The sequence below is a fragment of the Nocardia canadensis genome, from assembly GCF_032656385.1.
Taxonomy (GTDB): domain Bacteria; phylum Actinomycetota; class Actinomycetes; order Mycobacteriales; family Mycobacteriaceae; genus Nocardia; species Nocardia canadensis.
Window position 1 is genome coordinate 1,071,602 of the sequence record NZ_JAVCWB010000010.1, and the last position, 20,677, is coordinate 1,092,278.

19 protein-coding genes are annotated in these 20,677 nt (G+C 70.7%); 15 read left to right on the forward strand and 4 right to left on the reverse strand.

The window, feature by feature from the left end; all coding sequences use genetic code 11:
• Nucleotides 1-4 precede the first annotated feature (4 nt).
• From Q7X29_RS28215 to Q7X29_RS28235, 5 genes are all read left to right on the forward strand, one after another.
• Nucleotides 5-871, forward strand: coding sequence for a hypothetical protein (locus Q7X29_RS28215; protein ID WP_316575884.1), 867 nt, complete (start codon nt 5-7; stop codon nt 869-871).
• Nucleotides 872-921: 50 nt separating this feature from the next.
• Nucleotides 922-1,245 (forward strand): hypothetical protein, encoded by a 324-nt coding sequence (locus Q7X29_RS28220; RefSeq protein ID WP_316575885.1) that lies wholly within the window; start codon nt 922-924, stop codon nt 1,243-1,245.
• A gap of 81 nt (nt 1,246-1,326) precedes the next feature.
• Entirely contained in the window at nt 1,327-2,346 is a 1,020-nt protein-coding gene (locus Q7X29_RS28225) for an NAD-dependent epimerase/dehydratase family protein (protein ID WP_316575886.1), read from the forward strand.
• Entirely contained in the window at nt 2,343-3,095 is a 753-nt protein-coding gene (locus Q7X29_RS28230) for a glycosyltransferase family 2 protein (protein ID WP_218718654.1), read from the forward strand. Before Q7X29_RS28225 ends, Q7X29_RS28230 begins: the two co-directional genes overlap by 4 nt.
• On the forward strand, nt 3,092-4,609 hold the full coding sequence (locus Q7X29_RS28235; RefSeq protein ID WP_316575887.1) for a class I adenylate-forming enzyme family protein: 1,518 nt from the start codon (nt 3,092-3,094) through the stop codon (nt 4,607-4,609). Before Q7X29_RS28230 ends, Q7X29_RS28235 begins: the two co-directional genes overlap by 4 nt.
• Nucleotides 4,610-4,621: 12 nt before the next feature.
• Here the strand turns inward: Q7X29_RS28235 and Q7X29_RS28240 are convergent, their stop codons facing one another.
• Both Q7X29_RS28240 and Q7X29_RS28245 read right to left on the reverse strand, forming a co-directional pair.
• Entirely contained in the window at nt 4,622-5,914 is a 1,293-nt protein-coding gene (locus Q7X29_RS28240; protein ID WP_316575888.1) for a phthiocerol/phthiodiolone dimycocerosyl transferase family protein, read from the reverse strand.
• 221 nt (nt 5,915-6,135) lie between these two features.
• Nucleotides 6,136-7,572, reverse strand: coding sequence for an amidase family protein (locus Q7X29_RS28245; RefSeq protein WP_316575889.1), 1,437 nt, complete (start codon nt 7,570-7,572; stop codon nt 6,136-6,138).
• A 147-nt stretch (nt 7,573-7,719) separates the two neighbouring features.
• Here Q7X29_RS28245 and Q7X29_RS28250 point away from each other — a divergent pair, with 147 nt between their 5' ends.
• Genes Q7X29_RS28250 through Q7X29_RS28260 form a run of 3 tightly spaced genes read left to right on the forward strand, consistent with a single transcriptional unit; the run spans nt 7,720 to nt 10,318 of the window.
• On the forward strand, nt 7,720-8,346 hold the full coding sequence (locus Q7X29_RS28250; protein WP_218718650.1) for a DUF1989 domain-containing protein: 627 nt from the start codon (nt 7,720-7,722) through the stop codon (nt 8,344-8,346).
• A complete protein-coding gene (locus Q7X29_RS28255) occupies nt 8,343-9,458 on the forward strand; it encodes an NADH:flavin oxidoreductase (protein ID WP_218718649.1) in 1,116 nt (371 codons plus the stop codon). Before Q7X29_RS28250 ends, Q7X29_RS28255 begins: the two co-directional genes overlap by 4 nt.
• Nucleotides 9,455-10,318, forward strand: a complete 864-nt coding sequence (locus tag Q7X29_RS28260; RefSeq protein WP_218718648.1) for a polysaccharide deacetylase family protein — start codon at nt 9,455-9,457, stop codon at nt 10,316-10,318. The genes Q7X29_RS28255 and Q7X29_RS28260 overlap by 4 nt, the downstream gene beginning before the upstream one ends.
• On the opposite strand, the gene Q7X29_RS28265 is transcribed toward Q7X29_RS28260, so the two are convergent.
• Nucleotides 10,306-11,859, reverse strand: a complete 1,554-nt coding sequence (locus Q7X29_RS28265; RefSeq protein WP_316575890.1) for a PucR family transcriptional regulator — start codon at nt 11,857-11,859, stop codon at nt 10,306-10,308. The two genes, Q7X29_RS28260 and Q7X29_RS28265, sit on opposite strands and share 13 nt — an antisense overlap.
• A 77-nt stretch (nt 11,860-11,936) precedes the next feature.
• Between Q7X29_RS28265 and Q7X29_RS28270 the strand changes: the two genes are divergently transcribed.
• The 4 genes from Q7X29_RS28270 to Q7X29_RS28285 all read left to right on the forward strand — a co-directional run bounded on the left by Q7X29_RS28270 (nt 11,937) and on the right by Q7X29_RS28285 (nt 14,107).
• Nucleotides 11,937-12,215, forward strand: coding sequence for a hypothetical protein (locus Q7X29_RS28270; protein ID WP_218718646.1), 279 nt, complete (start codon nt 11,937-11,939; stop codon nt 12,213-12,215).
• Nucleotides 12,212-12,535 (forward strand): hypothetical protein, encoded by a 324-nt coding sequence (locus Q7X29_RS28275; protein ID WP_218718645.1) that lies wholly within the window; start codon nt 12,212-12,214, stop codon nt 12,533-12,535. Before Q7X29_RS28270 ends, Q7X29_RS28275 begins: the two co-directional genes overlap by 4 nt.
• A gap of 60 nt (nt 12,536-12,595) precedes the next feature.
• Nucleotides 12,596-13,270, forward strand: coding sequence for a pentapeptide repeat-containing protein (locus tag Q7X29_RS28280; protein WP_218718644.1), 675 nt, complete (start codon nt 12,596-12,598; stop codon nt 13,268-13,270).
• Nucleotides 13,271-13,348: 78 nt separating this feature from the next.
• Nucleotides 13,349-14,107, forward strand: coding sequence for a peptidase inhibitor family I36 protein (locus Q7X29_RS28285; protein WP_316575891.1), 759 nt, complete (start codon nt 13,349-13,351; stop codon nt 14,105-14,107).
• A gap of 116 nt (nt 14,108-14,223) precedes the next feature.
• On the opposite strand, the gene secA is transcribed toward Q7X29_RS28285, so the two are convergent.
• Nucleotides 14,224-17,019, reverse strand: coding sequence for a preprotein translocase subunit SecA (gene secA, locus Q7X29_RS28290; protein WP_316575892.1), 2,796 nt, complete (start codon nt 17,017-17,019; stop codon nt 14,224-14,226).
• A gap of 247 nt (nt 17,020-17,266) precedes the next feature.
• On the opposite strand from secA, the gene Q7X29_RS28295 reads away from it, so the two are divergent.
• The 3 genes from Q7X29_RS28295 to Q7X29_RS28305 all read left to right on the forward strand — a co-directional run bounded on the left by Q7X29_RS28295 (nt 17,267) and on the right by Q7X29_RS28305 (nt 20,493).
• Nucleotides 17,267-18,676 carry a WS/DGAT/MGAT family O-acyltransferase gene (locus Q7X29_RS28295; protein ID WP_218718641.1) on the forward strand — a complete coding sequence of 470 codons (1,410 nt, stop codon included), beginning with the start codon at nt 17,267-17,269 and terminating at the stop codon, nt 18,674-18,676.
• Nucleotides 18,677-18,716: 40 nt separating this feature from the next.
• A complete protein-coding gene (locus tag Q7X29_RS28300; RefSeq protein ID WP_218718684.1) occupies nt 18,717-19,238 on the forward strand; it encodes a DUF6912 family protein in 522 nt (173 codons plus the stop codon).
• A gap of 124 nt (nt 19,239-19,362) precedes the next feature.
• Complete coding sequence (locus Q7X29_RS28305; RefSeq protein WP_218718640.1) at nt 19,363-20,493, forward strand: ferredoxin reductase; 1,131 nt, start codon at nt 19,363-19,365, stop codon at nt 20,491-20,493.
• Nucleotides 20,494-20,677: the final 184 nt, after the last annotated feature.

Consider the following 20,677-nt stretch of genomic DNA (forward strand, 5'->3'; position numbering starts at 1 on the left):
CAGTATGGGAATCATCATTTCTTCGGCCGTCACGCAGACCGGTGGCGTCAGCTCGGTGGGTCAGGCGGCCGCCGCCGCGCGGGCCGCGCTGACCGGTGCGGGCTGTCCGCCGGACCAGGTCGACGCGTTGATCAACGTCGGGGTCTACCGCGACGCGAACCTCGTCGAACCGGCGGTGGCCGCGCTCATCCAGCAGGCGGCGGGCATCGGCCTCGAGTACCGGCCCGGCGACGTGCCCTGCCTGTCGTTCGACCTGATGAACGGCGCCTGCGGCCTGGTCAACGCGGTCGGCGTGGCCGCGTCGCTGCTGGCCGACCTGCCCGCCGGGCACGTGGTCGTCGTCTCCGGCGACGCGCATCCGTCGATGCGCGCCGACGCGGACTTCCCGTTCGAGCCGGTCGGGGCGGCACTGGTGCTCGAGAATTCCGCCACCGCCATCGGTTTCGGCGGCGTGCACGTGAGTGCCGGTGACGCGCTGCCCGATCCGCAGGGCTACGTGACGCTCTCGGCGATGGGCGCCACCGGACGGTCGGCATTGACCGTCGACCTCGATACCGGCACAGCGGAACTCGTCGAGCACGCGACCGCGGCGGCCCGGGAAGCATTGGCTGCCGACGACATCGAGGCCGAGCGCGTGGTCCTCGTGTGCGGCAAGCCGACGCCCGAATTCGCCACGGCACTGGCCGCCGAACTCGGCGTCGCCGCGCTGGTGACCGACGACTTCGCCGGTGACGCGCACACTTCCGCGCTCACGGCCGCCTACGTGGCGGCCCGCGAGGCCGGACGCACCGATCAGCCGCTGCTGTTCGTGGCCGCCGACGGCGGACCGACGGCAGCCGCGGTGACCTACCGCGGGCCCGGGGTGCGGTGATGACCACACACGCCGCGTCGACAGCGAACGCGAACAAGGAGAGGTGGACGGTGACGGCACCGCAGCAGACTCAGGCGCGCCATCGCGCGGCGACGGCGAGCGCCCCGAGCGCAACGACAGTGTTCGCCCTGCGGGCGGTGCCGGTGCTCGGCTGGGCCTACGTGATCCTCGGGATCGTGCGGCCGTTCCGTTCCCGCCTGGCGAAGCTGGCGTTCTGGATCGATCTGGCGCTCAGCGTCGGCGCGCACCTCGCCCAGATCCCAGCCGCGCGGCGGGTGGCCGCCGAGCACGGGATCGGGCCCGGCCGGGCCGCCGCGATGACGATGCTGCTCGGTGCGACCTGGTGGAAGACACTGGGCGAGGCCGATCGGTGAATCGGCGTGGGCAGCGGCGCGCGACCGCCGGGACCGGTGCGCCCCGGCGGTCGGGCCGGGTCCACGTCGTAGGGTGACGCGATGACTGTGCTGGTGACGGGGGCGAGCGGGTTCGTCGGCGGGGCGATCGTGCGCGGCCTGCTGGCGCGCGGCGTCGCGGTCAGGGCGATGGTCCGCGACCCCGCCACGGCCCCGGCGGGCGCCGAGGTGGCGGTGGCCGATCTCGCCGACACGGCGGCGCTGGCCCGCGCGGTCTCCGGGGTGACGGCCGTCGTGCACGCCGCGGCGCTGCTCGGTGAGTTCGGGCGGCCCGCGGAGTTCTTCGCGGTCAATGTCGCCGGGACCGATCGGCTGATGCAGGAGGCCGCCGCGGCCGGAGTCGAGCGCTTCGTGTTCATCGGCAGTCCCAGCGCGCTGATGGCGCCCGACGGCGGTGATCAGCTGGGGATCGACGAGTCGGTGCCGTACCCGGCGCGATTCCTCAACAGCTACTGCGAGACCAAGGCGGTCGCCGAACAGCTGGTGCTGGCGGCCGATACGCCGACCTTCACGACGTGCTCGCTGCGGCCACGCGCCGTCTGGGGGCCCGGGGATCGACACGGGCCGATCGTGCAGATCCTGGCGAAATTGCGGGCGGGACGCCTGCCCGACCTGTCCGGCGGCCGCGAGGTGCGCGCGTCGCTGTGCTACATCGATCATCTGGTGCAGGCGGTGGAGCTGGCGCTCGCGGCCGAGAAGGTCGGCGGGCGCGCCTATTTCGTCGCCGATGCCGAGCCGGTGGCGGTGTGGCCGACGATGGCCGCGGTGGCGCGGCGGTTCGGGTTGTCCGCGCCGAGCGTGGTCGTGCCCGCGCCGGTACTCGGCGGGGCGCTGGCGGCGATCGAGACGGTGTGGCGGATTCCGGCGGTCGCGCGGCGGTGGACTCCCCCGCTGTCGCGCTACGCGGTCGCGCTGGTCACCCGGTCGGCGACCTATGATCTCTCGCGCGCCGAGGGCGAACTCGGCTACCGGCCGACCGTGCCGTTCGCGGAGGGGCTGGATCGCTTTTACGACTGGGTCACCGAGATCGGTGGTCTCGACCGGTTGGTGGCGCGGCGGTGAGCGGGCTGTGGGTCGTGATCCCCGCCTTCGACGAAGCGCGCGGGATCGACGCGACGCTGACCGCCGTTGCCGCGCAACGTGATACCGACTTCCGCGTGGTCGTGGTCGACAACAATTCGGCCGACGGCACCGCCGACATCGTGCGGGCGTTCGCGGCCGCGCATCCGGTTCCCGCGATCGAGGTGATCAGCGAAGCGCAGAAGGGCACCGGCGCCGCCGCCGACACCGGGATGCGGTACGCGATCGCGCGGGGCGCGACCCGGCTCGCCCGGACCGACGCCGATTGCCTGCCCGCGCCCGACTGGACCCAGCGGATCAACGCCGGGTTCGACGCGGGGCTGCGACTGATCAGCGGGCAGCTGATTCCCCGGACCGACGAAGGGGTGTCGTGGCGGGACCGCACGATCATCCGGGTCGCACTCGAGGTGGCCTCGGCCTTCGGGAAGGTGCGCTCGGGCAATCGCGACCCGAAGTATCTGGGCCCGTACGTGATGACGCCCGGCTGCAATATGGCGATCACGGCCGAGTTGTACACGGCCGCAGGCGGATTCCCGCGCACCGCCATCGAGGACCTGCACGAGGACCGGGCGCTGGTCAATGCCGTGCGCACGATCACCACCGACTACGGATTGCGCCGTGACGTGCGGGTGTACGGCTCGAACCGGCGGGTGCGCGCGTGGGGCATCCGCAAGACACTGGCCTGGTACGCCGACCACCGCTACCGGCCCGACATCGTCGATATCCGATGACCGCCGATTTCCTCGCTCACCTGGCGATGCAGGCCGATCGCATTCCCGACGCCTCGGCCCTCGGCACGGTCGGTCAGCGCGCGCTGACCTATCGCGAGCTCGTCGACAGCGTCGATCGGGTCGCGGCCAATCTGGGCGCGACCGGGTTCGCGCCCGGCGACCGGATGCTGTTCTCGATCCGCCCGAGCGTGGCCTCGGTGACCTTGATCTTCGGCGTGATCGCCGCGGGCGGCACCATCGTGTTCGTCGACCCGGGCATCGGGCCCGAGCTGTTCGCCCAGCGGGTGGCCCTGGTCGAACCGACCTGGGCGGCAACAGAATCGCTGCTGTACGCGGTGAGTGGCCCGCTCGCCGGCTTCGGGCGTCGGCGGGGGCTGAGCCTGCCGCGCTTCGGTGCGCTGGACGTGCGGCACATCCACAGCGGCGCGTGGCTGCCCGGCGTGCCCGCAGGCTCGATTCCCCTGCGCCGCTTCACCGGTAAGGCGGCCGGGCCCGCCGCGGCGCCCCCCGATCCCGAGGCGGCCGCGCTGATCGTGTTCACCTCCGGGACCACCGATGACCCGAAAGCCGTTGTACACACCCGTGCTTCGCTCGGCGCCGGGCTGGCGGCGATGGGCGGGCGGACGAGTCTGGCCCCCGGCGCGTTCCTGCACACCGAGCAGCTGATGATGGGGCTGCCCGCGCTGATGGCGGGCGCGCGCTGGGCGATGACGCCGTATCCACGCTTCGGCACCCACATCGACCCGGTGCGGTTCACCCACCAGCTGCGCAGCGCCACCCACGCCTTCTACACCCCCGCCGACCTGGCCGTCGCGCTCGACGCGCTCGAGGCGGGCGAGATCACCGCACCGACGAACCTGCGCCAGGTCGCCCTCGGTGGGGCACCCGTCACCTCGGCGCTGCTGCGGCGGGCGCGGAAATCCTTGCCCAGCACCGAGTTCCTCGCCATCTACGGGATGACGGAGATCTTGCCGGTCGCCGTCACCAACGACGTCGCCAAGCTCGCCCACGAGGGCGATCTGCTCGGCGCCCCCGTCCCCGGCGTGCGGGCGCGCATCGCCGCGGACGGTGAACTCGTCCTGGCAGGCCCGAATCTGTGCCGCGGCTATCTCGGCGACGAGCCGCTCACCGAGGTCGCCACCGGCGACCTGGCGCGCTGGGACGGCGAGCAGCTCGTGCTCACCGGCCGCAAGAAGGACATGATGATCCGCGGCAAGACCAATATCTACCCGGGCTTGTACGAGCCGGTGATCACCGCGATCGCCGGGGTCCGCGAGGCGATCATGGTCGGCCTGCCCGACGAGATCGGTGATGAACGTATCGTCCTCGCCGTGGTCGCCGACCCGGACGCGGGCGACATCTCGGCGTTGCTGCGCACCCGCCTGCCCCAGATCATCGACACCACGGCCGTTCCGGACGACATCGTGATCGTCGACAAGATCCCGGTCAGCGGCCGCACCAACAAACCCGACCGCGCCGCCCTCCGCGACCGGCTGCGCGCCCACCTCGGCTAGCTCCGCCGCGTGTCAGCGGGTGACGGCGGCGAGGGTGTGGTCGGCGAGGGATTCGATGGTGGAGCGCGCGAGCATCGTGTCGACGTAGCAGAAGGTGATCGACATGGTGGTGTGCAGGGTCGCCACGGCGACGGTGAGGGCGCTGGCGCAGGAGTTGGTGCCCGCGACGGTGAGGGCCGTGATGGGCAGGGGCTCTGGGGTTTCGGGGGTGGTGAGGTGACCGAGGTTGCTCAGGGTGACGTTCCATGGCGCGCGACGGTCGACGAGTTCGACTGCGCGCCTGCCTGATTCGAGCGAGCGCGGGCACCCGTAGCGAATCGCGGCCAGCGCGGTGAGGTCGGCATGGCGGTCCAGGCGCTGAGCCAGGTGAGCTTTGGCGGTGCGGGCCGCGTCCCAGAGGGAGCTTTCCGGGCCGAAGGGGATGAAGGTGGGGACCACGGCGGTGAACATGCCCGGTTCGTCGTCGGCGGGCGGCGGACGCAGGCGCGACCGCACGTCGACCGGGATGCCGATGGCGGCCATGCCGGAGCCACGGGGGCGATTCAGCTCGCCCAGCGCTTGGGCCAGCGCGGCGGTCAGCGCGGCGTTGACGGTGACGTCCGCGCGATGACAGCGGGTGCGCAGCGCGGCCAGCTCGTCGCCCTCGAGGGTGCGCAGCACGGTACGGGTGCGCCGGGCGGGCAGCGGCGGCGGGGTGCCGGGCAGGCCGACGGTGCGCCGCAGAGTCGCGGTGAGCTGGCCGGAGAGGTTCGTGCGCAGGCACCGCAGCAGGCCGGTGTGCGCGGGTGGGATCAGGTCGTCGGCGGCCGGGATCGGGGGCCGGACGATCTCGGACGCGGGCGCGCCGAAGGCGACGGCGAGGATGCGGGAGCCGAGCGAGGCCATCGAACGGCCGTCGACGAGGACATGCGAGAAGACCAGGATCAGGTCGTGCAGCTCGTCGGACGTACCCGGGCGCCAGGCCAGATCGATGAGCCTGCCGGGCGCGGTCGCGAGATCGACCGGGGTGGCGAGCTGCTCGTCGAAGACGGTGCGCCACTCGTCCGGATCGCCGACGATGCGATGCAGCACCGGCAGATGTGGGTCGGCGGCGGGCACGAACCGGGGCCCGTCCGCGACGACCACCCGCAGCAACGGGAATTCGGCGACCACCGCCGCCGCGGCGTCCTCCAGGCGATACCCGCCGATCGGGCCGCGCACCCGCAGCCGGACCACGCAATTGGCCGGGGACAGCTGATCGACCAGCCAGAACCAGCGCTCCGACGGTGACAGCGGGCGATCGATCTCGCCGTCGCGCACCCTCACGCCCGCCCTCCTCCACTCACCCGGACCCACCCGCGGCCCGTCCACACGCATCCGTTCGAGAGTACGGCCGCGACCGCACCCCGGCGCGAATCCCACGGTTCCCGGTGCGCCGGACCGGCGCCGACCCCTGCACAGGCAAGCCACCGACCCGCGGTCCCCACTGCGCCACCGAGGATTCGGTCGCTGGTGATCCCGAGGCAGGTGCGCGACTCGTTCGGCCGCTAGTGATCCTGGTGCCGGTGCATGACTCGTTCGGTCCACAGGGCGTCCGCCAGCAGCGCGCCGTCGGCGCCGCCGTGTCTGGAGAGCAGGACGGAGTGTCCCGGGTGGCGGGACGGGGTGGGCAGGCTGATGCCGCAGCTGCCGAGGTAGCTCAGCAGCATCGTGGTGCGCAGGATCGTCGCGTTGGCGGTGTCGTAGGCATCCGGGTCGGCGAGCAGGTCGGTGATCGGCGGTGGCAGGCGGCGGATCGTCGGGCAGAGGAGAGTCGCGGCGCCGAGTTCGGCGGCGAAGTCGGCGCGCAGGCCGGGCAGCGCGGCGTACACCGGGGCGATGGTGGTCGCCGTGTGGGCGTTGGCTTCCAGACGGCGGCGGGTGGCCGGTTCGATCGGCATCGTCGAGCGAAGCCGGTGGCCGTGCAGGCGGTGGGCCTCGGCGCCGACGATCGTGCCGTGGTCGTCCAGCAGTCGCTGTGCGGTCACGAGGGACGCGAGCGCGCGGACCTCGACGGCCGCTCCCGCGGCCCGCAGGTGCGCGACGGTGCGGGCGAAGTTCTCGGCGATCGGGGCCGCGAGGTCGTCGGTCCATTCGCCGGTCGGGACGACGAACCGGGGTGGCAGCGGGCGCGCGGCGGCGAACCCCGCTGTCGTGCCGAGGGATTCGAACCCATGAGCGGCGATACGCTCCCGGTCCGTTGTCCGGCCCTCGAACCCCTGGCCGACGGGCGCCGACCGGAGGGACGGCGTGGAACCTGATGGAAGCAGTAGGCCGTCGAGGGCGGCGATGTCGGTGACGGTGGTGGCGAAGAGACCGACGCTGTCGAGAGTCGGCGACAGAGGCGCGAAGTCGTGCGGCCCGTATCGCCCTGGGCTGGCGCGGAATCCGAGGACTCCGCAGAGGGCGGCGGGGATGCGCACGGAGCCCGAGGTGTCGGTGCCGACCGCCAGCGGGACCAGGCCACGGGCGACGGCGACGGCCGACCCCGACGAGGATCCGCCGGGGATCAGATCGGGGGCCACGGGGTTGGTGGGGGTGCCGAAGCGGGTGTTGACGCCGAGGCCGGAGAAGGCGAACTCGCTGAGGGTGGTCTTGCCGAGGGTGACCAGGCCCCGATCGTGGGCCCGGCGCACGAGCAGGCTGTCGACGGCGGCGGGTTCGTCGTACTGGTGGCTGGCAGAACCGCACGTCGTGACCGTGCCCTGGAGATCGAACAGGTCCTTCCACACGATCGGCACACCGTCGAGGACACTGCGCCGAAGGCCCCGTGCCGCCCGGCGATCGCCGACCGCGGCCTGGAGACGGGCGCGTTCAGCGGTGACGGTCACCAGCGTCGTGGCCGAATCAGGCTGCCGCGCAACGTCTATCGCCGAGGAGACGACCGCCGAAGAGGTCGTGTCGCCGGTCGCGATGGCGTGTGCCGTGGCGAGGGCAGTGATCATGGGCACTTCCTGTGCGTCGACCGAACGGACCATCGCACGCTATCGCACCCCAAGCCCTCGTGACATAGTGAAACATCCACCTCGAACACAAGAGAGTGTCGACATCTCCATGGCGCTCGGGTCCCGCGCACCGGTTGACTGAACGGCATGACAACGTTGAGCCACCCGGAGCCGGTCCTCGTGCCCGCCAGGCAGGCCAGGTCGGTGCTCCTGCGCCCCGGAGATCGCCTGCGGATCACCGATGTCGCCGGCGGGCAGGTCGGTGACGTGTTCGCCTACCACGCCGACGACCTCGCCGAACACCACAGCGCCGCGCACACCCGTACCCACACCAGCCGCCTGTTCCCGGCGCTGGGCGAGGCATTCGTGACCAACCGGCGCCGCCCGATCCTCACCTACCTCGCCGACACCTCCCCCGGCATTCACGACATGCTGATCGCCGCCTGCGACCCGCAACGCTATGCGGCCTACGGGGATCCGGACCACGCCAGCTGTGCGCAGAACCTGACCGACGCGCTGGCCGAACGCGGGTATCCGGCGCCGTCCCATATCCCGCAGCCCATCAACGTGTTCATGCGCATCCCCGTCGGCGCCGACGGCGAGCTGTCGTGGCTGACCGCCGCGACGCGGCCCGGCGACGCCATCACCTTGCGCGCCGAGCTGCCGTGTCTCGTCGTCGTCTCGTCCTGCCCGCAGGACCACAACGTCATCAACGGGGCGGGCCCGAGCCCGCTGTCGCTGACCGTCCTGACCACCGAGGAGAAGAACCGATGACCACCACCGACCTCGCCCACCCCGCCCTCGCCCCGTTCGATCTCGGACCCCTGCGGCTGCGCAACCGCTTCACCGTCGCCCCGATGACCCGGATCTCGGCCCAGCCCGACGGCACCCCGACCGCGCAGATGGCCGGGTACTACCGCGAATTCGCCGCAGGCGGCTTCGGCCTGATCACCACCGAGGGCATCTACCCCGACGCCGCGCACAGCCAGGGCTACTTCGGCCAGCCCGGTCTGGTCACCGAGGGCCATGTCGCCGGGTGGCGGACGGTGGTGGACGCGGTGCACGCCGAGGGCGTGCCGATCGTCGCCCAGCTGATGCACGCGGGCGCCATCTCCCAGGGCAACTCCTACGGCGTCGGGACGATCGGTCCGTCGGCCGTGGCGCCGCCGGGACGGATGATGGCCGACTACGGCGGCGTCGGCGGCGCGTGGAGCGCGCCCGCGGAGATGACCGCCCGGGATATCGACGAGGTGATCGCCGGATTCGCCGCCGCGGCCACCCGGGCCAGGGCCGCCGGGTTCGACGGCGTCGAGATCCACGGCGCCAACGGCTACCTGCTCGACCAGTTCCTCACCGACTACACCAATCTGCGCACCGACGAGTACGGCGGCCCGGTGGCGAACCGGATCCGGCTGCACGTGCGCGTGCTGGACGCGGTGCGCGAGGCCGTCGGCGACCTGCCGGTGGGAATGCGGCTGTCGCAGACTAAGGTCAACGACTTCGCCTACCGCTGGCCCGGCGGCGCGGACGACGCGCGTGTGATCTTCGACGCGCTGGCCGACGCGAGCTACCTGCACATCGCCAGCGAGGGCCGCGACTTCCTGGAGACCGCGCGGCTGGCGGGCGGCTCGACGATCACCCAGCTCGCCCGCGAGGTGACCGGTAAGCCGGTCGTCGCCAACGGCGGCATGCACGCGCTGCCCCAGGCGGCCGACGTCCTCACCGGCGGGCACGCGGATCTGCTCTCGCTCGGCACCGGCGCGCTGGCCAACCCCGACCTGCCCCGCCGGGTCGAGACCGGGGCTCCGCTCGCCGCGTTCGACCGTGAGATGCTGCACCCCATGGCGAACCTGGACACTGCCGCGGCCTGGCGCGCACGCCGATGACCTCCTGGACCCGTGGCGCGGCCGCCGTGGCGACCCTGACCTTCGACGTCGACGCCGAGACGCCGATCCTCGCCGAGGGCGGGCGCTACGCCGAGCACCCGATGGTGATGTCGCACCAGTCCTATGGGCCCGATGTCGGCGTGCCACGGATCCTCGACCTGCTCGACGAGTTGGCCGTGCCCGCGACGTTCTTCGTGCCCGGCTGGGTCGCGGAGCAGCGTCCGGGGCTGGCCGCCGCGATCGTCGATCGCGGGCACGAGGTCGCCCACCACTCCTACAGTCACCGAGCGCCCACCTCGCTGCCCCCGGGCGCCGAGCGCGCGGATTTCGTTCGGGCATTGGAGGTTTTCGCGGCACAGGGCATCGACATCGCCGGGCACCGGGCGGCGATGTGGAGCGCCAGCCGCGAAACCCTCGGGCTGGTCGCCGAATACGGGCTGGCCTACGACTCCTCGCTGATGGGTGACGACCGGCCGTATCTGGTGCCGGGCGCGCACGCGCCGGTGGTGGAACTGCCGGTGCACTGGTCGCTCGACGACTGGGAGCAGTACGCGTACCTGCCGCAACCGCGGATCGGGTCGGTCATCGAGGAGCCGGCCAAGGTCGAGCGCATGTGGCGGGCCGAACTCGACGGGATGCGCCACTACCGGTGCCTGTTCAACGTCTGCATGCACCCGTTCCTCACCGGCCGCCCTGGCCGGATGCTGGCGCTGCGCAGCCTGATCCGCTACGCCCAGGAGTGCGGGGACGTGACGTTCGCGCGCTGCCGGGACGTGGCGGCCTGGGCCCGCGCCGACACCGCGACACCGCAGCGGCCACTGCCCACCTACGACCTGGATCCGGCGATCTATCCCGGCTGAGCGCCCGCCGCGAGCGCGAGGAACAGGTCGACGGTGTCGGCGAGCCGGTGGACATCGCGGCCGGTGAGCTCGGTGATCCTGGCCATCCGGTTGCGCAGGGTGTTGACGTGCACATGCAACGCCGTCGCCGTCACCCCCCACTGCCCGTCGTTGGCGAGGAAGACGCGCAGGGTGTGCTCGAGTTCGGTGTGGGCGCGGGCGTCGTGCGCACGCAGGGCGCCGAGGACCTGGTCGGTGAATCGCTCCAGGACCCGGGCGTCGAGCAGGCCCAGCAGCATCCGGTGGGTGGCGATATCGGCGAAGGTCGCGGTGTCGGGGCCGGGCTGCGCGCGCAACGCCTGGCAGACCTCCCGCGCCCGGACCAGCGGCTCGCGCAGGCTCGCCGCGGCGGCGGCGAGGTCACCGACGCCGATGACGATGCGGGGCGCCGCCGTACGGCGGGCGATGTCGCCGGAGAGCTCGGCGGCGAAGCGGGCCAGCTCCTCGGCGGTGCCCGGCCACGGGCTCACCGCCACCACGTCGCGGCTGCCCGCGGCGGTGAACACCGGGATGCCGTGCGCGGCGAACAGGGTGCCCACCGCGTCGGCGATGTCGTCGAGGGACACGTCCGCGCCCGCGAGCGCGAGGACCGCGAGCGGCTCGTCCGACGGCACGCCGTAGGCCCGCAACCGACGGCTCACGTCGTCGTCGCGGCTGGGTCCGGACAGGATCATCTCGAGCACCTCGGCGGCGAAGCGGGCCTCGATGGCCTGCACCGCCTGCTGTTTGGTGACCTCGAGACTCAGGAACCTGGCCGCCTGCTCGAGGGCCTCCCGGTCGGCGGCGGTCAGCGTCGCCGCCGGCTCGAGGCAGTAGAGCCCGGCGTCGATCTCCCCCATCGCGCCCTCGACGAGGTACAGCGCCGACGGTCCCGACCCGAGCAGGTTCACCTCCAGCGGCGGTGGCGTGCGATTGAGCGCGGCGGCGGCCACCCTGATCTGCTCGGCGGTCGGCTCACAGCCGATGGCGGCCAGGCAGCGGCCCCGCCGATCGACCACCAGCAGCGGCAATTCCGTCTCGCCCCGCAGGATTTCGAGGACGCCCGCCGCACCGCTGCCACGCGAGAGCGCGGTGGCCAGCGCGTCGCCCCGACGCACCGTCGCGGTCAGCTCGGCTTGCAGTACCTCGTTCTGGATCCGGGCGGCGGCCCGGGTGAGGGCGGCGAACGGGACCCCGATACACAACTCGACCAGGGGCAGCTCGCGCTCGCGGCACAGGTCGACGAGTTCGGCGGGCAGCACCGGGGTCTGCGCGGTCAGCCCGAAGACCAGGCCGGCCGCACCCGCCTGGGTCAGCGCCTCGACGAACCCCGCCGCCGCGACGTGCGGCCGCCACAGCCCGTTGGTCAGCACCAGCTCGCCGGGACGCACATAGCGCGACGGGTCGGGCAGCTCGGTGGTGTGCAGCCAGCGGATCTCGGCGGCCAGGCGATCGGTGAGTTCCGGCGTCACGATCCGCAGGCCGAGCGCGGGATCGGCGACCAGTCTGCTGATGGTCAACACCCAGCGAATCTACCCACCGATCCGGTCGGGATGCTCAGTGCTTTCACAGGTAGTTACTACGTGCGTATTATGGACTTATGGGTTTCGAGTGGCCTGATTGGGCGATCGCTCACCTGATCGGCGTCGAACCCAGCGAGGTTCGGCAGGTCCTCGCAGCGTCACGACGGTGGCCACGCCCGGCCTTCGACGGCCAGGTGTCCGTTCTGACGGTGTGGGGGCGCACCACGGCCGGACGTCCGCTGATCGTGGTCACACGACAGCGCGACGACTGGACGTGGGTGATCATCGGCGCACGCGCGATGCGCGCCGAGGAGCTGGCGCAATTCGAGCAGTGGGAAAGTAGGGACCGCTCATGAGCGATCAGGATTATCCATCGAGCAAGGAAGAGCTCGCCGACTTCATGGATCGGCTGAGTTTCTCCGATGCGGCCGCCGAAGCGCCACCCCGCCTGCCCGCCAACGAGGACATCATGGTGACCACCTCCATCCGGTTGCCGCTGGGCCTGCACTCCCGATTGAAGGACCTGGCCGACGAACGTCGGGTCGGCGTGTCCACGCTGCTGCGGGAATGGGCGGAGGCCGCCGTCGCCGAGATCGACGACGAGGATCAGCTGATCTCACTCGCCGAGGCCAAACGGGCGCTGTCGCGGGTCCATCCCATCCACCGCGCCAGCTGATTCGTGTTCGTGACCCGACCGTTCCCGCGTGAGAACCGCAGGGTGTAAATACTTCTCATGATGTTCTGGCGGCGTCGGCCGAAAGCCGATCTGCACACGGTGCCCAGGTGGCCCAACGACCCCGACGCGAGGAAGGTCCTCGCCCACTATCTCGCCCAGCTCCCCGCCGACCCGACGGTGCCACGCACGACCGAGATGCTGTTCAACGGCTGGGGACTCGACCTCACCGGCAGCGATCTGTCGGGACTCGATCTGGGTGGCGCCGAGCTCGGCGAAGCCCGGCTGGCCGGTGCCCGGCTGATCGACACCGACCTCTACGGCGCCTGGATGCTCGCCACCGATCTGTCCGGGGCCGACCTCACCGGCGCCGACCTCGGGACCGCGCAGGCCCGCGACTGCGTCTTGCGCACGGCCCGGCTCGTCGGCGCGCGCCTGATGAAAGCCGATTTCGCGGCCTCCGATTTCCGCGGCGCCGACCTGACCGGCGCCGACCTGCGCCGGGCCTGCTTCGGCGACAGCGACTTCCGCGGCGCGAGTCTGCGGGACTGCCGGCTCGATCGCGCGAACTTCGACGGCGCGCGGCTGGCCGGCTGCGATCTGACCGGCGCCAGCGGGGCGGTCGACGGCGCGATCGACATCGGTTACGAGTCACCGCGGCTGGTGCGCGGCGAGGAACTCGCGGCGTGGTTCGCCCGCAACGGCGCCACCGCGGTCGGGGTAGCCGTGTGCGGATGAGGTAGCCACGCCCGAGCGCGGGGCAGGTGACCACGAATTTCCTTGCACGAGTGGGTAATACACGCGCATTCTGACGCTGTGCAGAAGCTGGTCGCGGTGGTTCTCGCGTTCGTCGTCGGATTCGGGATCGTCGGCTGCAAGGCGGACGAAGGAGCCGACACGGCGAAAGAAGTCGTGTGCGAGATGGTGGTCCCGGTCGTCGAGGTCGTCGCGACGAAGCTGAAGGCCGGAATGACGGTGACGGCCGCGCTCGTCGTCGCGGCGACCGGCATCGCGCTCTCCCAGGCCTGCACGTACCTGCTCGACCGGCTCGGCGAGGCGCCCGACGAGGAGATCCCGGTGATTCTGGACAACGGAAAGGGCACCGAGACAACGAAAGTCAGCGCGAACACCTTCACCAGCGTCACCCAGAACTGGTGCGACAAGACCGGCGGCTGCACCGGCTACGACCGCTGCCCCACCGGCTACCTGTGCCTGTTCACCGGCAGCGAGGGCACCGGCAAGATGTCGCTGTTCAAGATCGGCTCACCCGACCTCGCCGGCCAGCACATCGAGAGCGCCGCCCGCTCGGTCTACAACCGCACCGGAAAGACCGCCACCCTCTTCGCCGCCCGCGACAACACGGGCGAGTCCTATACCGTCGCGAAATCCGCCCAGGGCGACCTCCCGGGCGACTGGCAGGCGAGGGCCCGCTCCCTCACCGTCGGCCCCCTCCCGACCGCCTCCGTCAGCCGGACAAGCCCCACCACCCCCACCGGCCCGAGCACCCCGAAGTCCTCCGCGACCACCCCCTCGAGCACGCGGAGCACCTCTGGATCGTCGACCCCCACGAGCTGAATTCCGCGGCGTCGCCGACGAACCGGGGTGCGGCCGGTCGGATTTCAGCTGCTTCAACGAAGACCGAGGCCCCCGCGGGTGCGGGGGCCTCGGTGGGTCTAGCTATCGAGAGTGCGTCAGCGACGGCGCTTACCCTTGGTTTCAGCGCGGGCGGCCTCCCGGCGTTCGCGGCGGGTGCCGGGCTGCTGGCCGCCGTATTCCTGCGCGTCGGAATGGGATTCGGCGCGGCCGTCCTCGGCGGGACCCGAGTAGTTCAGGCCGCGGGGGGCCTGATCGGAGATGCCCTTGGCGCGCAGGGCGGGCGGGGCCTGGGTCTCGACGGGGGCGTCCTGGGGGCGGGCGCCGACCGGGGAGCGCAGGCCGGTGCCGACGGACACGCCTTCGGGCTGGGGCTGCTGGACCTCGACCTGGAGGTTGAACAGGAAGCCGACCGACTCCTCCTTCAGACCCTCGAGCATCGCGGCGAACATGTCGAAGCCCTCGCGCTGGTACTCGACCAGCGGGTCGCGCTGGGCCATCGCGCGCAGGCCGATGCCCTCCTTGAGGTAGTCCATCTCGTAGAGGTGCTCACGCCACTTGCGGTCCAGGACCGAGAGCAGGACCTGACGTTCCAGGTTGCGCATCGCGCCCTCGCCGGCCAGGCCGTCGATCTCCTGCTCGCGCTTCTCGTAGGCGGTGTGCGCGTCGTCGAGCAGGGCCTCGCGGAGTTCGTCGCGAGTGAGCTCGCCTGCGTCGCCGGTGTGGGTCTCGCCCACCAGCTCCTTCTGGTCCAGGCTCACCGGGTACAGCGTCTTGAGCGCGGTCCACAGCTTGTCCAGGTCCCAGTCCTCGACGTAGCCCTCGGCGGTGGCGCCGTCGACATAGGCCGCGACGACATCGGTGATCATGTTCTGGACCTGACCCTCCATGTCCTCGCCACGCAGGATCCGGTTGCGCTCGCCGTAGATGACGGTGCGCTGCTGGTTCATCACCTCGTCGTACTTCAAGACGTTCTTGCGGATCTCGAAGTTCTGCTGCTCGACCTGGGTCTGGGCGCTCTTGATGGCCTTGGAGACCATCTTCGCCTCGATCGGCACGTCGTCGGGCAGGTTCAGGCGGGTCATGATCGCCTCGAGCGCGGCACCGTTGAAGCGGCGCATCAGCTCGTCGCCCAGCGACAGATAGAAGCGGGACTCGCCCGGGTCGCCCTGGCGACCGGAACGACCGCGCAGCTGGTTGTCGATACGGCGCGACTCGTGCCGCTCGGTGCCGAGCACGTACAGACCACCGGCCTCGCGCACCTTCTCCGCGTCGTCCTCGGTCTGCTTCTTGACCTGCTCGAGGGCAGAGTGCCAGGCGGCCTCGTACTCGTCGGGGGTGTTGACCGGGTCCAGGCCCTGCTTGCGCAGCAGGATGTCGGCGATGATGTCGGCGTTGCCACCAAGCACGATATCGGTACCACGACCGGCCATGTTGGTGGCGACGGTGACCGCGCCGGGCCGACCGGCCTCGGCGATGATCTGGGCTTCCTGCTCGTGGAACTTCGCGTTCAGCACCGAGTGGGCGACGCCGCGCTTGGTGAACTGCTTGGACAGGTACTCCGAGCGCTCGACGCTGGTGGTACCGATCAGGACCGGCTGGCCCTTCTCGTGCCGCTCCACCACGTCGTCGACGACCGCGGCGAACTTGGCCTCTTCCGACTTGTAGATCAGGTCGGCCTGGTCCTTGCGGACCATCGGCTTGTTCGTCGGGATCGGGACCACGCCGAGGTTGTAGATCGAGTGCAGCTCGGCGGCCTCGGTCTCGGCGGTACCGGTCATACCGGACAGCTTGTTGTAGAGGCGGAAGTAGTTCTGCAGGGTGATCGTGGCCAGCGTCTGGTTCTCCGGCTGGATCTCGACCTTCTCCTTGGCCTCGATCGCCTGGTGCATGCCCTCGTTGTAGCGGCGGCCGACCAGGATGCGGCCGGTGAACTCGTCGACGATGATGACCTCGCCGTCGCGGACGATGTAGTCCTTGTCGCGGGTGTAGAGCTCCTTGGCCTTGATGGCGTTGTTCAAGTAGCTCACCAGCGGCGAGTTCGCGGCCTCGTAGAGGTTGTCGATACCGAGCTGGTCCTCGACGAACTCCACGCCCGCCTCGTGCACACCGATGGTGCGCTTCTTGATGTCCACCTCGTAGTGGACGTCCTTCTTCAGCAGCGGCGCGATGCGCGCGAACTCGGCGTACCACTTGGACGAGGCGTCGGCCGGGCCCGAGATGATCAGCGGGGTACGGGCCTCGTCGATGAGGATGGAGTCGACCTCGTCGACCACGGCGAAGTTGTGCCCGCGCTGGACGAGATCGTCCAGCGAGTGGGTCATGTTGTCGCGCAGGTAGTCGAAGCCGAACTCGTTGTTGGTGCCGTAGGTGACGTCGGCGTGGTAGGCCACCCGGCGCTCGGCCGGGGTCATGCCGCCGAGGATCACGCCGACCTCGAGGCCGAGGAAGCGGTGCACGCGGCCCATCCACTCGGCATCGCGCTTGGCCAGGTAGTCGTTGACGGTGACGACGTGCACGCCTTCGCCGGAGAGCGCGTTCAGGTACGCGGGGAGCACACAGGTCAGGGTCTTGCCCTCACCGGTCTTCATCTCCGAGATATTGCCCAGGTGCAGCGAGGCGCCGCCCATGATCTGCACCTTGTAGTGCTTCTGGTTCAGCACCCGCCAGGACGCCTCCCGAGCCACCGCGAACGCCTCGAGCAGCAGGTCGTCGAGGGTCTCACCGTCGGCGAAGCGCTGCTTGAACTCGCCGGTCTTGGCGCGCAGCTCGTCGTCGGTCAGCTGCTCGATCTCCTCGCCGTACGCGATGACCTCGTCGGCGAGGTTCGACAGGCGCTTGACCATGCGACCTTCACCAATCCGTAGCAACCTCGTCAGTGTCAGCGCAGGCACGGGTCTCGTCAGTCCTCTGGTCGGAGTGTGTTCGGCTAGTGAGCCACGGTGTTATGGGCCATGGTAGTCCGCAGACCACCGTACCCGGCCGGGAGTACCCGTGCCCGGTGTACCGGGCGATGGCATCGGCCCAGGTCACGCGCGCCGATGAGGCTCCTTGCCCGGCACCGCGATTCACCTACGGTGACGTAGGATGAGGCACGTGCCCGATCTGCGCGGTGCGGCACCGGAAGGAGTAGCGGAGCGCGTGATCACGAGACTGACGCCGCAGGATGCGTCGTTCTACCGACTCGAGTCGAGCAGCAACCCGATCCACATCGGCTCTCTCGCGATCCTCCAGAACACCGAAACCGGCGTCACCGGCCAGGTCCTCGACTACGACGGCCTCATCGACCTGGTCGAATCCCGGCTGCCGCTGGTGCCGCGCTACCGCCGCAAGGTGCGCGAGATCCCGCTCGCCCTGGGCAGGCCGGTGTGGGTGGAGGACAGCCGCTTCGACATCAGCTACCACATCCGCCGCTCCGCGCTGCCCGGTCCGGGCAGCGACGAACAGCTCTACGACCTGGTCGCCCGGCTCGCCTCGCGCCCGCTCGATCAGGGCAGGCCGCTGTGGGAGATGTATCTCATCGAGGGGCTGGCCGACGGGCGCAGCGCGGTGTTCACCAAATCGCACTCCGCGCTCGTCGACGGCGACACCGCCCTCGAGATCGGGCACGTGATCCTCGACAACAGCCCGCTGCCGCGCGAACTGGCCGACGACGCGTGGCGGGCCCCGCGCGAACCCACCGACGTGGAGCTGCTGGCGGGCGCGCTGTCCCAGCTGGCCGCGCAGCCGCGCGAGGCCTACGAGGTCGCCCGCGACGCCGGGTCGAACGCGTTCGGGCTGGTCCGGGGCACGCGCATGGCGGTCAAGGCGGCGACGAACGCGGTCCGCGCGGCGACCTCCGGGGTCGCCGACAGCCCGCTCAACGCCCGTACCTCGCGCAGCAGGCGGTTCGACGTGGTGCGCACCGACCTCGAGGACTACCGGACCATCCGGCGCCACTTCGACTGCTCGATCAACGACACGGTGCTCGCCGTGGTCACCGGCGCGCTGCGCAACTGGCTGCTCTCACGCAACGAGGCCCTGGTCGAATCGGACAACCTGCGGGCCGTGGTGCCGATGTCGGTCTACGTCGACGGCGGCGACCAGCTGACCCCGGCCAGCGAGGTCTCCTCGTTCCTGATCGATCTGCCGGTCGGCGAGCCGAATCCGGTGATGCGCCTGTCCCACATCTCGCACGCCACCGAAGCCGCAGGTCGGCAGCGTCGTGGCGTGCGGGCTCGCACGCTGGTGCACCTGGCCGGGTTCGCCCCGGCGAGCCTGCACGCGATGAGCGTGCGCGCGGCGAGTACCTTCGCCGACAACACGTTCAACCTGGTGATCACCAACGCGCCGGGACCACAGACCGCGATGTACATCGGCGGGGCGCGCATGCTGGAGATGTATCCGGTATCGCCGCTGCTGCGCAATCAGACGTTGAGTTTCGGGCTCACCTCGTACGACGGTCAGGTCTTCTACGGACTCAACGCCGACCGCGACGCCATGGCCGACATCGACGTCCTGGCGGCGTCGGTGCACGAATCGATGGAGGAGTTGCTCGGTGCCTGTATCTGACAACGGCAAGCTGCGCGTCTACATCCCGGCGACGATCCCGATGCTGCGCAGGCTCGTCGACGAGCGGGAGGTGTTCCCGCTCGGCGCGACCGCGTTCGCGGTGACACCCGCGCTGCGCGAGGCCTACGCCGCAGGCGACGACGACGAACTGGCCGAGGTCGCGATGCAGGAGGCGGCCAGGGCGTCGATGCGGCTGCTCGCGGCCGAACGCGATGGCCTCGACGACGCGGCCGACGACGCCACCGCCGAGGGCGAGGCGGCCGACCCCGGCAGCCCGATCTACCGGCGGGCGGTGATCGCCGCCGACGTCGCCGGCGCGAAGCTGCGGCCCGATCTGGACGACGCGGTGGTGAAGCTGGCCGGGCCGATCACCTACGACCAGGTGGCGTCGGTGCACGTCGACCTGGCCGAGGCCGAGCCGCAGGTCGCCAAGGCCGTCGACGTCATCGACGCCGCTGATCTGGGCGATACCGACGCCGAGTTCGTCCTCGGTGACGCCGAGGACCACCAGCTCGCCTGGTACGCCACCCAGGAACTACCGTTCCTGCTCGACCTGCTGTGACATCTCCCGAGATCAACGCCGTGATCACCGCTGCCACTGCCATCAAACCTACGATGCCGTAACCTGGCTGCGAGCGAGCTGCCCCACCGCGGCTCGACGGCAGGACAGGGAGACAACGGCAAGCATGGTCATGAACAAGTTCCGGGAATGGCTCGAAGCACCGGCCGCGCAGGTCGGCGACCGCGGCGGCAAGCTCAACGTGCTGCGTGGCGCGGTAGCCCGGGTGACCACTCCCCTGCTCCCCGACGACTACCTACATCTGGCCAACCCGCTGTGGTCGGCGCGGGAGCTGCGCGGGCGGATCGTCGAGGTACAGAAGGAGACCGCCGATTCGGCGACCCTGGTGATCAAGCCGGGCTGGGGTTTCGACTTCAAATACCAGCCGGGCCAGTACATCGGCATCGGCATCCTGATCGACGGCCGCTGGAACTGGCGGTCCTACTCGCTGACCTGTCCGCCGGACTGGACCGGCGAGGGCGGCAAGCGGCTGATCTCCATCGCGGTGAAGGCGATGCCGGAGGGCAAGCTGTCCAGCCACCTCGTCAACGGGGTGGCCGCGGGCACGATCGTGCGCCTGGCCGCGCCGCAGGGCGGATTCGTGCTGCCGGAGCCGCCGCCGGCGAAGGTGCTCTTCCTCACCGCGGGCAGCGGCATCACCCCGGTGATGTCGATGCTGCGGACGATGGATCGGCGCGACGGCGTCTCCGATGTGGTGCACGTGCACTCGGCGCCCACCGACGCCGATGTGATGTTCGGCGCCGAGCTGCGGGCGCTGCACGACAAGCACCCGAGCTTCGTCTCGCACCTGCAGCTGACCGACGCGCAGGGCCTGTTCTCGCTGGCGAGCCTGGACGAGCTCTACCCCGATTGGCGTGAGCGCGAGACCTGGGCGTGCGGCCCGGCCCCGATGCTCGACGCGATCGAACAGCATTGGAAGACAGCCGGAATCGCCGAGAAGCTGCACATCGAGCGCTTCGAGGTCGAGCGCTCGGCGATCGGCGAGGGCGGCACCGTGACCTTCGGCACCACCGGCCGCACCGTCTCCGCCGACGGCGCGACCAGCCTGCTCGAGGCGGGCGAGTCGGTAGGGGTCCAGCTGCCGTTCGGCTGCCGGATGGGCATCTGCCAGACCTGCGTGGTCACCCTGTCCGCCGGACACGCCCGCGACCTGCGCAACGGTGACGAACGTCAGCCGGGCGACAAGGTGCAGACCTGCATCTCCGCCGCCGCGGGTGACTGCACGCTCGACATCTGAGCACCCCACGCACTTCGGACACCAGGTACCCTCGGAGTAATGCGTCGGCCATATGAATGGCCGACAGCGGCTGGTCCCGGCTACCACGCGCCGACCGGCGCACGAGGGCCGAGAACGCGGCACAGCCAGCCGTTCTCGGCCCGTCTCCGTTCCGACCCGACCAGCCGCCACACCAACAGAGAGG